The organism is Saccharopolyspora griseoalba (genome assembly GCF_042665275.1).
GTDB classification, from domain to species: Bacteria; Actinomycetota; Actinomycetes; order Mycobacteriales; family Pseudonocardiaceae; genus Saccharopolyspora; species Saccharopolyspora griseoalba.
Genome location: NZ_JBHTCJ010000003.1, coordinates 225,922 through 237,942 on the forward strand (window position 1 = coordinate 225,922; position 12,021 = coordinate 237,942).

Annotated in this window: 11 protein-coding genes; 4 read left to right on the forward strand and 7 right to left on the reverse strand. The window is 71.9% G+C overall.

Translation table 11 applies throughout. From position 1 onward, the window contains the following. The first annotated feature begins 27 nt into the window (after positions 1-27). Positions 28-1,350, forward strand: coding sequence for an MFS transporter (locus ACFQRI_RS07550; RefSeq protein ID WP_380665947.1), 1,323 nt, complete (start codon positions 28-30; stop codon positions 1,348-1,350). 138 nt (positions 1,351-1,488) lie between these two features. Here ACFQRI_RS07550 and ACFQRI_RS07555 read toward each other — a convergent pair whose 3' ends face one another. The 3 genes from ACFQRI_RS07555 to ACFQRI_RS07565 all read right to left on the reverse strand — a co-directional run bounded on the left by ACFQRI_RS07555 (position 1,489) and on the right by ACFQRI_RS07565 (position 4,922). Then, positions 1,489-2,112, reverse strand: coding sequence for a superoxide dismutase (locus ACFQRI_RS07555; RefSeq protein ID WP_380665949.1), 624 nt, complete (start codon positions 2,110-2,112; stop codon positions 1,489-1,491). 260 nt (positions 2,113-2,372) lie between these two features. Further along, entirely contained in the window at positions 2,373-3,869 is a 1,497-nt protein-coding gene (locus ACFQRI_RS07560; RefSeq protein ID WP_380665951.1) for a glutamate-cysteine ligase family protein, read from the reverse strand. Between the two features lie 117 nt (positions 3,870-3,986). Beyond that, positions 3,987-4,922: an aldo/keto reductase gene (locus ACFQRI_RS07565; RefSeq protein WP_380665953.1), complete on the reverse strand. Its 936-nt coding sequence runs from the start codon at positions 4,920-4,922 to the stop codon at positions 3,987-3,989. A gap of 173 nt (positions 4,923-5,095) precedes the next feature. On the opposite strand from ACFQRI_RS07565, the gene ACFQRI_RS07570 reads away from it, so the two are divergent. Both ACFQRI_RS07570 and ACFQRI_RS07575 read left to right on the forward strand, forming a co-directional pair. Then, positions 5,096-5,890, forward strand: coding sequence for a TrmH family RNA methyltransferase (locus tag ACFQRI_RS07570; RefSeq protein ID WP_380666424.1), 795 nt, complete (start codon positions 5,096-5,098; stop codon positions 5,888-5,890). Beyond that, positions 5,890-6,489 carry a DUF2537 domain-containing protein gene (locus tag ACFQRI_RS07575; protein ID WP_380665955.1) on the forward strand — a complete coding sequence of 200 codons (600 nt, stop codon included), beginning with the start codon at positions 5,890-5,892 and terminating at the stop codon, positions 6,487-6,489. Before ACFQRI_RS07570 ends, ACFQRI_RS07575 begins: the two co-directional genes overlap by 1 nt. A 28-nt stretch (positions 6,490-6,517) precedes the next feature. Here ACFQRI_RS07575 and sepH read toward each other — a convergent pair whose 3' ends face one another. The 4 genes from sepH to ACFQRI_RS07595 form a co-directional block, all read right to left on the reverse strand. Further along, positions 6,518-7,522 carry a septation protein SepH gene (gene sepH / locus ACFQRI_RS07580; protein WP_380665957.1) on the reverse strand — a complete coding sequence of 335 codons (1,005 nt, stop codon included), beginning with the start codon at positions 7,520-7,522 and terminating at the stop codon, positions 6,518-6,520. A 298-nt stretch (positions 7,523-7,820) separates the two neighbouring features. Next, positions 7,821-8,960 (reverse strand): phosphoserine transaminase, encoded by a 1,140-nt coding sequence (gene serC, locus ACFQRI_RS07585; protein WP_380665959.1) that lies wholly within the window; start codon positions 8,958-8,960, stop codon positions 7,821-7,823. Positions 8,961-9,200: 240 nt separating this feature from the next. Next, on the reverse strand, positions 9,201-10,139 hold the full coding sequence (locus tag ACFQRI_RS07590) for an SEC-C metal-binding domain-containing protein (RefSeq protein WP_380665961.1): 939 nt from the start codon (positions 10,137-10,139) through the stop codon (positions 9,201-9,203). Positions 10,140-10,211: 72 nt separating this feature from the next. After that, the gene (locus ACFQRI_RS07595) at positions 10,212-11,324 is read right to left on the reverse strand and encodes a citrate synthase 2 (RefSeq protein ID WP_380665963.1); all 1,113 of its coding nucleotides are present in this window, start codon (positions 11,322-11,324) and stop codon (positions 10,212-10,214) included. Between the two features lie 270 nt (positions 11,325-11,594). Here ACFQRI_RS07595 and ACFQRI_RS07600 point away from each other — a divergent pair, with 270 nt between their 5' ends. Further along, positions 11,595-11,897: an urease subunit gamma gene (locus tag ACFQRI_RS07600; protein ID WP_380665965.1), complete on the forward strand. Its 303-nt coding sequence runs from the start codon at positions 11,595-11,597 to the stop codon at positions 11,895-11,897. Positions 11,898-12,021 lie beyond the last annotated feature (124 nt).

Genomic DNA, 12,021 nt, shown 5'->3' on the forward strand with positions numbered 1-12,021 from the left:
CGAGGCTGAAAGGCGGTCCGACCGAGCGTGGTTGACCAGTCCCGTTCCCCGGCTGAGACGAGACCGGGCGGAGACTCGGCCGACCACGCGCAACCGCCGAGGCGGGGCGCCGGCGGTGGCACCTTCGGTTCGCTGCGCGAGCGCAACTACCGCTACTACGCCGGCGGGCAGGTCGTCTCGCTGACCGGCACCTGGATGCAGCGAGCCGCCCAGGACTGGCTGGTGCTCACGCTCTCCGGCGGCAGCCCGGCGGCGCTGGGCATCGCGGTGGCGCTCCAGTTCACGCCCACCTTGCTGCTGACCCTGTGGGCGGGCTCGGTCGCCGACCGGTTCGACAAGCGCCGGATCCTGATCGCCACCCAGGTCGCGCTGGGCCTGTGCGGGTTCGCGCTGGGAGCGCTGGACCTCTCCGGCATCGCGCAGCTGTGGCACGTCTACGTGCTGTGCTTCGTGCTCGGCTGCTTCGCGGCCGTCGACGCCCCGGTGCGGCAGTCCTTCGTCGTCGAGATGGTCGGGCCGGCGCAGCTGACCAACGCCGTCGCGCTGAACTCGATGACGTTCAACCTGGCCCGCATCGTGGGGCCCGCCATCGCGGGCGTGGCGATCACCGCCATCGGCACCGGCTGGGTGTTCGTGGTCAACGGGCTCAGCTCGGTGGCGGTGGTGGCCGGACTGCTGCTGATGGACCCGACCAGGCTGCACCGGGCCGAGGGCGGCGCCGCCGAGCGCGGGCGCCTGCTGGCGGGCCTGCGCTACGTGCGCGGGCGCGCGGACCTGGTGGTCGTGCTGGTGCTGGTGTTCTGCGTGAGCACCTTCGGGATGAACTTCGAGTCGACCCTCGCGGTGATGGCCCGCAACGAGTTCGGCCACAACGCCTCGGGCTACGGGCTGCTGATCACCAGCCTCGCGGTCGGCACGCTCTCCGGGGCCTCGCTGGCCGCGCGGCGCAGCGGGAAGAGCGGCAGGCCGCGGATGCGGCTGATGTTCCTCGGCGCCGCGGTCTTCGGCGCCCTGGAGGTGCTCGCCGGTGCGATGCCGACCTACGAGCTGTTCGCGGTCGCGCTGGTGCCGGTCGGCGTCGCGGTGATGACCTTCACGACCGCGGCGAACTCCAACGTCCAGCTGGCCGTGGAGTCGACCATGCGCGGCCGGGTGATGGGCCTGTACATGCTGCTGTTCCTGGGCGGCAAGCCGCTCGGCGGGCTGGCCTCGGGCTGGCTGGCGGAGGTGTTCGGCCCGCGCTGGCCGATCCTGCTCGGCGGGGCGCTGGTCCTGGTCGCGGCGATCGCCGGGGCGGCGGTGCTGGCCCGCCGGAAATCGGGGGTTGTCGAGCCTGACAGGTTAGGCTAACCTAAAACTCGTCCGCTTCGTGGTGGGAGCGGCAGTCAGTTCGGGAACAGATCGAGCCCCGGTCTCCTTCGGGAGGCCGGGGCTCGATCATTTCGGCAGCCGGCTTGTCGGAGCACTGACCACCGAGTCGGGGGCGGGTCAGGGCAGCAGCAGCCCGTTGCGGCCCGCGCGGGCGTCCTCGAAGCGCTTGGCCACCTCGTCCCAGTTGACGACGTTCCACAGCTGCTTGACGTAGTCCGCCTTCACGTTGCGGTACTGCAGGTAGTAGGCGTGCTCCCAGATGTCGAACACCAGCAGCGGTGTGGTGGTGATCGCCAGGTTGGAGTGGTGGTCGCGCAGCTGCTGGGTGATCAGCCGTTCGCCGATCGGGTCCCAGGCCAGCACGCCCCAGCCGTTGCCCTGGATCGTGGTGCTCACCGCCTCCATCTGGGCGCGGAACTTGTCGAAGGAGCCGAAGTGCTCGTCGATGGCCGCGGCCAGCTCGCCGGTGGGCTTGTCGCCGCCGCGCGGGGACAGGATCTTCCACCAGATGACGTGCATCCCGTGGCCCGCGAGGTTGAACGCCAGGGTGGTCTCCAGCCCGACGATCGAGGAGTAGTCGCCCGCTTCGCGCGCCTCGGCGATCTTGTCGAGCGCGTCGTTGGCGCCCTTGACGTAGGCCGCGTGGTGCTTGCTGTGGTGCAGCTCGTTGATCTCGCCCGAGATCGCCGGCTCCAGCGCGGCGTAGTCGTAGTCCAACTCCGGCAACACGTACTCGGCCACCAGGAAGCTCCCTCCACCAATCAACATCACCGATCTGTTGCCACCATATTGCAACAACCAGTATCTGGCCACACGCGCCCGACGACCGAGCCGCCGCAATTCCCGCGCCGCCCGACGCGCCCCCTGCGCCTCCCGACCGGGACCCCGACACGCCCGGACGCCCCCGGAGCGGCAAGAACCAGGCAATTCGACCCGCCGAACTCGAGGGAATTCCGCGGGTCGAATTGCCTGGTTCTTGCCGAGGTCCGGGTTGGGGCGGGTTAGGGGATGGGCCAGGTGTGGACCGGGGTGCCGTCGTCGGCGAGGTCGATGTAGCGGGCGAGCATGGCGGTCAGGGCCGACGGGCGGTCCTCGCCGCGGGATTCGAGGTCCGCCACGGTGTTCCGCTGCCAGGTCGCGCCGTTCTGCTTGGCCTTGCAGCGCTGCTCGATCACGCCGAGGAGGTGGTCGCGCGCGGCCGGGGAGACCCCGCAGGCGTCCAGCCCGTCGTGGGCCATCGGCAGCAGGCGGCGCAGCACCAGCTCGTCCGGCGCGACCCAGCCCAGCCCCGGCCAGTACAGGTGGGCGTCGAAACCGTTGCGGGCGCCGGAGTAGAAGTTCTCCTCGGCCGCGGCGAACGACATCTGCGTCCACAGTGGCCTGTCCTGCTCGGTGAGCGCGCGCTGCGCGCCGTAGAAGAACGCGGCGTTGGCGACCGTGTCGACCACCGACGGCCCCGCGGGCAGCACGCGGTTCTCCACCCGCAGGTGCGGCACCCCGTCGACGAGGTCGTAGACCGGGCGGTTCCAGCGCCAGATGGTGCCGTTGTGCATCCGCAGCTCGTTGAGCCGCGGCGCGCGCCCGGCGTCGAGCGCGGCGAGCGGGTCCTCGTCCTCCGGCTCGGGTAACAGCGCGGGGAAGTAGCGCACGTTCTCCTCGAACAGGTCGAAGATCGAGGTGATCCAGCGCTCCCCGAACCACACCCGCGGTCGCACGCCCTGGTTGCGCAGCTCCATCGGGCGGGTGTCGGTGGCCTGCAGGAACAGCGGGATGCGGGTCTCGTGCCACAGCGCCTTGCCCAGCAGGAAGGGCGAGTTGGCGCCGATGGCGACCTGCACCCCGGCCAGGCACTGCGCGGCGTTCCAGTGCGCCGCGAAGTCCTCCGGGGCGACCTGCAGGTGCAGCTGCACCGAGGTGCACGCCGACTCCGGGGCGATCGAGTCGGCGTAGGAGCGCAGCCGCTCCACCGGGCCGTCGGCCAGCGGCACGCCCTCCATGTCCAGCAGCATCTCCTCGCCGCGGGCCTGGATGATCTGGTCGTTGAGCACCGCGTAGCGCGGGTTGCCGGTCAGCGAGCTCGGGTCCAGGTGCAGGTTGCGCAGCGTCGGCAGGGTCCCGATCATCACCACCTTCGCCCCGGCCACGTCCGCGCACTCGTCAGCGCGCTGCAGCGCCGCGCGGATCCGCTCCTCCAGCTGCAGCGCGCTGTCCCCGGCCAGCACCCGCGGCTCGACGTTCAGTTCGATGTTCTGCTGCCCCAGCTCGGTGGTGAAGATCGGGTCGCTGATCTTCTCCAGCACCACGGCGTTGGTCATCGACGGATCCATGTGCTCGTCCACCAGGCACAGCTCCATCTCCAGGCCCATCTGCTGGTGCGGGAAGGAGAAGTTGCCGTCGTTGAGCATCCGGGCGAGCGCGTCGAGCCCCCGCTGCATCTTGTTGCGGTAGCGTTGCCGATCGATCGGCTTGAAGGAGCGATCGTTCACGTGCCATCCCATGCCGTCTCCCCTTGTTCGGCAGCACGTCAGCGCCCAGCGCTGGGGAAACCACCGTGACACATCCCTACCCGACCGGCCAGCGGCCAAAACGGTGTCTGCGGGGGAGGCGGCCGGGCCTCACGCGGAGGCCGAGTTCAGCCTCTCCAGCTCGGCCGCGGACAGCTCGAAATCCGCCGCCGGGAGCAGGCTCGCGAGCTGATCGGCGTTGCGCGCGCTGGCGATCGGCGCAGTGATCGCGGGCTGCGCCAGCAGCCACGCGAGCGCGACCGAGGAGACCGGGACACCACGCAGCGTCGCGATCTCGTCCAATCCGGCGAGGACCTTCACGCCGCGCTCGTCGAGGTAGGCGCGCGCGCCTTCCGCGCGCGGGCTCTCCGAGGAGTCCCCGCCCGGCCGGTACTTGCCGGTGAGGAAGCCCTTCGCGAGCGCGAAATACGGCAGCACGGCCAGGTTCTCCCGCTCGCAGAGCTCGGAGAGCTCGCCCTCGAAGGCCTCGCGCTCCACGAGGTTGTAGTGCGGCTGCAGCGCGACGTACTCGGCGAAGCCCTCGCGGCGGGAGATCCGCAACGCCTCGGCCAGCCGCTCCGCCGAGTAGTTCGACGCCGCGACGTGCCGGACCTTGCCCGCGCGCACCAGGTCGTCGAAGGCGGAGAGGGTCTCCTCCAGCGGGGTGTCCGGATCGTCGGCGTGCGCGTAGTAGAGGTCGATGTGCTCGACGCCGAGCCGCCGCAGCGAATCCTCGGCAGCCGCCTTGATGTTGGCCGCAGAGAGGCCGGGCCGCTGATCCCAGCGGCCCACCTTGGTGGCGATCACCATCTCGTCGCGGTTGCCGCGGGCCTTCAGCCACGCGCCCAGCGTCCGCTCCGACTCGCCCCCGGAATGCCCGGGAGCCCAGGCCGTGTAGCTGTCCGCGCTGTCGATGAAGTTCCCACCGGCTGCGGCGTAGTAGTCCAGGACGGCGAAGGAGTCGGCCTCGTCGGCCGTCCAGCCCAGAACGTTCCCGCCGAAGCAGATGGGGAAGACATCGAGATCGCTGCTGCCGAGTCGCGCCATGTCGCCGAACCTACTCCTCGTGGATCTTGCGGAAATCGTGTCGCGAACCACACTCGTCGAGCGGTCGCCCGTGAAGTCGAACCCGTACGTCCGCCCGGTTGTTCCAGGGCGAGGAGGGGAACCTTCCTGTCACGCCCTCCGCGGCGGCCTGGGACAATGCCGCCGTGGTGCAGATGGTCGAGATCAGCGATGTCGAGGACCCGCGGGTCGACGACTTCCGCGACCTCTCCCGCGCGGACCGCCGCCCGGATCGGCCGGGCGGCCGCGGGCTGGTGATCGCCGAAGGAGTCGTGGTCGTCGAGCGGTTGCTGGCCTCGCCGTACCCGGTGCGGGCCCTGTTCGGCGTCCGCCGGCGCGTCGAGGAGCTGGTCGAGACCAGCGCGCACCTGGACGTTCCGGCCTACGTGGCCAGCGCTGAGGTGATGGCGCAGGTCGTGGGCTTCCACCTCAACCGCGGCGTGCTCGCGGTCGCCGATCGCGCGCCCGCGGTCGAGCCGGCCCGGCTGATCGCGCGCTCGCGCAAGCTGGCGGTGCTCGAGGGCGTCGGCGATCACGAGAACCTCGGAGCGCTGTTCCGCAACGCCGCCGCGCTGGGCCTGGACGGCCTGCTGCTCGGCGCCGGCTGCTCGGACCCGCTCTACCGGCGCAGCGTGCGCGTGTCGATGGGCCACGTGCTCCGGGTCCCGTTCGCGCACCTGGACGCCTGGCCGGGCGATCTGAAGACGCTGCGCGACAACGGCTTCCGGATCGCGGCGCTGACCCCGCGAGCAGGTTCGGAGTCTTTGCGCGACGCCGGGCTGGACCGGGGCAAGGTCGCGGTGCTGCTGGGCTCGGAAGGGCCCGGGCTCACCGACGAGGCGATCGACGCGGCCGATCTCGCGGTGCGCATCCCGATGAGCGGAGAGGTGGATTCGTTGAACGTGGCCACCGCCGGAGCCATCACCTTCCACGCGATGAGCGGGGTCTGATGGTGCGCGAGGCCAGCTGGGAGCTGCGAGCCCGGTCCGGCCGGGCGGTGCTGGTGCGCTCCGACCACCGGGAGTACGACCCGGCCCGGCTCAAGCTGCCCGAGGACCTGGTCGCCGCGCTGCACGAGTGGGCGGGCGTGGCCGGTTCGCTGCGCCACGCGGAGGCCGCCGACTCCGAGCTGGTCTCCCGCCGCGGGCGACACCTGGCCACCCTGCTGGCCACCGAGACCGGCGGCCGCGTCGACTACCTGGACCCGCGCAGCGGGGCGGTGGAACGCATCGGCCGGTCCCGCTCGGCCACCGCGATCCACCGCGACGGGGTGCCGCTCGCTCCGGTCAACCCGACCCCGTGGGGCACCGGTCTGACGGTCAGCGCGATCGTGGCCGGTCTGGTCGCCGTGATCCTGGTGGCGGTCACCCAGGGCTTGGGCGATCTCAGCCCGGTGCTGGCGGTGCTGGTCAACCTCGGCGTCGCGGCGGGGTTCGCCCCGTCGATCTGGCTCGGTCGCAACGTCCCGATCTGGCGCTGGGTCGCCTGCGGCACCGCGGTGGGCATCGTCGTCTCCTGGCTCGCCGACCTGCTCAGCCTCCTGGGCTGAGCGCGCCCCTCGGGCTCCCGGCGGCGGGTCAGCGGTGGGAGCGGACGCCGAGCAGGACGTCCTCCCAGGACGGGACGATGGGGTGGTTCTTGCGCCCGTTGCGCTTGGGCTGGTCCTTGTCCTCCTCGGTCTCCCCCGCGGAGTCGGACTGCTCGGCGCGCTCGGCGAGCTCCGGGGTCTCCAGGTCCAGGGTCGGCTCCTCGGGCCGGGAGACCACCGCGGGCTCGTGGCGCTGCGCGACCGGCGCCTGCGCGCCCGGCGTCTGCGCGGTGATCGGGGGAGCGGGCGATTCGGCGACCGGCGGCTCGACCGGCTGCACCGCGGGTTCGGGCAGCTCCTCGACCGGCTCCGCGGTCTCCTCGACGGCCTCCTGCGCCTCCTCGTCCTGCTGGTCGAGCTCCAGCGCTTCCCTGGCCAGCTCGGTCACCGGGCGGACGGTGCGCAGCGGCCGGTTCGGCGAGGGGTCGAGCAGGTCGGCCGCGTGCTCGTCCAGCGACGCGACCGTGCCGCCGTGCGCGCCGGGGTGGAACACCCAGTGCGCGTGGTTCTCCGAGCGGCCCGCCTGCCAGGCCAGCTGGACGATCCACTTGCCGTCCTCGCTGCGCCAGGCGTCCCAGCCGGCCTCGTTGTAGTCGTGGCTGCGCATGGCGAAGGTCTGCGAGACGACCTCGCCGAGCGTCTGCACGTCCGGGCCGTCCTCGCGGACCGGGTGCGCGCGCTGGGCCATCTCGGCGATCTGGGTGCGCTCCAGCAGAACCGGGTACGCGTAGCGCTCGATGCGGTGCTCGGGCAGCCCGGAGGTGGCCGCGATCTGGGCGACCGACGCGCCGGAGCGGACGCGGGCCTGGATCTCCCGCGGCCGCATCTGCTGCTCCATCTCGATCTGCACCTGGCCCAGCCGGGTGAGGTCCCCGCGGGCCGCGGCGCGCAGCCGTTCGTCGGCGGGCACGGTGAAGCGCTCGCCGTTCTCGGGGTCCTCGCAAATGACGGATTCACCGTCCTCGTCGAGCCCGACCACTCGCAGCGATCGCATCACGCAGCCTCCCGCCGACCTACATGTCACCAAGCTGTGACAGTAACCCGGCGCGCCGCCTTGACGCTGGAGGCGCGCCGGGTTCGCCGTGTCATTGTTGGTCGCCTGTCCGGTTCGATCTTGCCTGATGGCGGCGGTGCATGCGAATGAGTCGAACTACTCAATTGCTGCGAATATCACCTGCTGTGATCAACTGTCCCGCTTTCGGCTGATCACGGCGCTGAAACGCCGCCGGGCGGTTCGCGAATCGCTGCGAACCGCCCGGCGGCGTGTGCTCAAGCCGATTAACCTACCGTGATCAGCGGAGCTGCGAAACCACCCAGTCGATGGACTTCGTCAGCTGCGTGATGTCGTCCGGCTCGATCGCCGGGAACATCCCGATCCGCAGCTGGTTGCGGCCCAGCTTGCGGTACGGCTCGGTGTCCACGATGCCGTTGGCGCGCAGCGCCTTGGCGATCGCCGCGGCGTCCACCGAGTCGTCGAAGTCGATGGTGCCCACGACCTGCGAGCGCTTCGCCGGGGCCTGCACGAACGGGGTCGCGACGTCCGAGGCCTCGGCCCAGTCGTAGAGCCGCTTGGAGGACTCCGCGGTGCGCTTGTCGCACCAGGTCAGACCGCCCTGGCCGTTCATCCACTCGATCTGGTCGGCCAGCATGAACAGCGTGGCCACCGCCGGGGTGTTGTAGGTCTGGTCCTTGCGGGAGTTGTCCAGCGCGGTGGGCAGCGACAGGAACTCCGGCACCCAGCGGCCGCCGTCGGCGATCTCGCCGATCCGCTCGATCGCGGCCGGGCTCATCGCGGCCAGCCACAGACCGCCGTCCGAGGCGAAGGACTTCTGCGGCGCGAAGTAGTAGACGTCCACGTCGGCCGGGTTGAACGCCAGACCGCCGGCACCCGAGGTGGCGTCCACCGCGATCAGCGCGTTCTCCGAACCGGCCGGGCGGCTCGGCGGCAGCATCACGCCGGTGGAGGTCTCGTTGTGCGCCCAACCGATGAGGTCGACGCTCGGGTCCGACACCGGCTCCGGGGCGTCGCCCGGCTCGGCGGAGACCACGACCGGCTCGCCCAGGAACGGGGCGGTCTTGGCGGCCTTGGCGAACTTCTGGGAGAACTCGCCGTAGGTCAGGTGCAGCGAGCGCTCGCGCACCAGGCCGAAGGTCGCGGCGTCCCAGAAGGCGGTGGTCCCGCCGACGCCCATCACGACCTCGTATCCGTCGGGCAGCGCGAACAGCTCGCGCAGTCCTTCCCGAACCCGTCCGACCAGGGACTTCACCGGCTTCTGCCGGTGCGAGGTGCCCATCACCGCGGCGCCCTCGTCGGCCAGCCGGGACAGCTGTTCGGGGCGGACCTTGGAGGGCCCGCAGCCGAAGCGGCCGTCGGACGGCTGCAGCTCGTCGGGCAGCTTCAGGGTGGTCGGATCGATTTCGGCCTGCGTCATTCCGGCGCCTCCGGGCTTGGTTGTGGTGACTGCGGGTGGCGCGGATCCACCACCGCGCGCCAGTGGCCAGGGATGCCGGCGCCATTGCCGGCTCGGCTGAAGTGTTGCAGCCGGGTGTCCGATGCGCTTCGGTGCGGCTGCACAGCCGCACCGCAACTTACTGCCCTGGCGCGCGGGGGCCAACAGCACTGTGGCGGAGATGTCCCGTCCGCACCGCGCGGCGCGCGGCGAACGCCCTGGTCAGGCGAATCCCGGAGCCCCGCAACATTTCTTGTACTTGCGTCCCGAACCGCACCAGCAAGCGTCGTTGCGGCCCGGTGGCCAGGGAACTCCGCGGGTGGTCCGGGCCAGCTCGGCGGCGTACTCCGAGCGGGTGGCCGGATCCGCCGGATCGAGACCTTCGGCGGCGGCCCAGGCGCGCACGTCGTCGAGCGCGGCCGGGACGACGCGCCCGCCGGTGGCCCGCCCGAGCGCGCGCTCCACCTCGCGGCGGTGGTCCTCGTGGGTGGATCCCGGGTACCAGTCCGGGTGCTCGCGCTGGACCCGCGCGAACTCCTCGGCGGTCCAGCCCAGCGCGCCCGGCCGCTCCTGCTCGGTCAGCGCGGGCGCGCCCCGCATGATCTCGGCGATCTGGGCGGCGCCGTCCTCGGCCCGGCGGTCGACCTGCGCGAAGAACTCGTCGATGGCGTCCGGGGGCAGGCCGTTCTCGGCGCGCAGCTCGGAGCGGGCCCGCAGCAGCTCGTAGCCCGGGTCGCCCCGCGACATGTCCAGGTCCGGGTGCAGGTCCGGGACCAGCCGGTTGATGCCGATGTTCAGCCAGCGCAGCGCCCGCTGGTGATCGCCGATCGCGGCGTAGGCCTGCGAGATGTCCGAGTAGGCGAACTCCACCTGCGATGGCGAGCGCCGCTCGGCTTCCAGCAGCGGCGCGGCCTCCTCGGCGCGGCCGTGCGTGATCAGGTGGGCGATGTAGGCGCCGCGGCCGCTAAGCGGGCCGGTGTCCGGATCGATCTCGCGGGCGCGGGCCAGCGCGGCGCGCTCCTGCTCGTGCTCGCCGGCCTCGTGCCAGTAGCCGGCGGCCTCGACCAGGTCGTTGCACGGCTCGTCGCCGAGCTCGGCGTCCTCCTCCAGCGCTCGCGCGTACTCCCGGTCCCGCTTGCGCCGCTCCGCGTCGGTGTGCACACCGCAGAAGCTACCCCCGTCGAGGGGGAGCGGCGCCCGGCTCGTCGGTGGTGAGCCGGGCGCCGCCGAAAATCATACGGGGGCGATCAGCTGGGTGACCGAGTCCCAGCCCTCGACGTCCTGCGGCGAGCGCGGGTCCGGTCCGATGTACTCGGCCGAGGGCCGGATCAGGCGACCGGTGCGCTTCTGCTCCAGGATGTGCGCCGACCAGCCGGCCAGCCGGGCGCAGGTGAACATCGCGGGCATCATCGGCGTCGGCACCTGGGCGAAGTCCAGCACGACCGCGGCCCAGAACTCCACGTTGGTCTCGATCTGCCGGTCCGGGCGGCGCTCGCGCAGCTCGGCCAGGGCGGCCTGCTCCAGCTCGCGGGCGACCTCGAAGCGCGGGGCGCCGAGCTGGTCGCAGGTGTTGCGCAGCACCCGGGCGCGCGGGTCCTCCGCGCGGTAGACGCGGTGGCCGAAGCCCATCAGCCGCTCGCCCCGGTCCAGGATCCCGGCCACCACGGCGCGGGCGTCGCCGGTGCGCTCCACCTCGTCGATCATCGGCAGCACCCGGGCCGGCGCGCCGCCGTGCAGCGGGCCGGACATGGCCCCGACCGCGCCGGAGAGCGCCGCGCCCACGTCCGCGCCGGTGGAGGCGATGACGCGCGCGGTGAAGGTGGAGGCGTTGAGGCCGTGCTCGGCGGCCGAGGCCCAGTAGGCGTCCAGCGCCCGCACGTGCGCCGGGTCCGGCTCGCCGCGCCAGCGCACCAGGAACTGCTCGGTGGTGGTCGCGGCCTCCGCGATGCGCTCGCGCGGCACGGCGGGCTGGTCGCCGCGCGCGGACTGGGCGACGTAGGACAGCCCGAGCGAGCAGGCCTTCGCCAGCTGGTCGCGGACCGTGCCCTCGTCGATGTCCAGGATCGGCTGGAAGCCGAACTGCGGGGCGCTCATGGCCAGCGCCGCCTGCGCGTCGGCGCGCACGTCGCCGGTGCGCACCGGCAGCGGCACGTCCTCGGCGGGCGGCAGTCCGCCGCTGAACCGCCCGTCGACCAGCAGCGTCCACACGTCGCCGTAGGAAGCCGTGCCAACCAGGTCCTCGATGTCCACACCGCGGTAGCGCAGCGCGCCACCGTCGCGGTCGGGTTCGGCGATTTCGGTCTGGAAGGCGACGACGCCCTCCAGTCCAGGACGGAATTCGCTCATCGAATGCCTCGTTCGTGGTCGTGGGTGGCCCGCGGGGTGGTGCGGGCGGGGACTAGTGGCGGAGTGGTCGCTCGATTGCACTCCGCAGCACGCCCTCCGGGCAATCGGTGCGCGGGTGAAAACCCTCGGAGGTATTAGCTCACGGTGAAACAGGGCATTTGTGCACCCATGAAAAATCCCGGAAAAATTGTTGTTTCGGAACCGGACGCGCGTGTTAAACCTCGGGCCGAGCACGCCTCCGGGCGGGCCGCGCCGTGCTAATCATGCTGGATGCAACTCGCTCCGCACGAGCGCGACAAGCTGCTCGTCTACCTAGCCGCGCGGCTGGCCGGGGAACGGCTGGAGCGCGGCCTCCGGCTGAACTACCCGGAGGCGGTCGCGCTGATCAGCCACCACGTCGCCGAGGGCGCCCGGGACGGGCGGTCGGTGGCCGAGCTGATGGACAGCGGGCGCCGCGTGCTCACCGCCGACCAGGTCCTCGACGGGATCCCGGAGATGCTGCGCGACGTGCAGGTCGAAGCCACCTTCCCGGACGGCACCAAGCTGGTCACGGTGCACGACCCGATCACCTGAGCGAGTGCCCGCGAACCACGTCGTCCGGCCGCAGCGGGGGCTGCGCGCCCGCCGCTCGGCCCGCCACGGCGTCAGCCCACCCGCGCGACCGGCAGCCGCGCCGCCGCGCAGAAGGAGTTCCGAG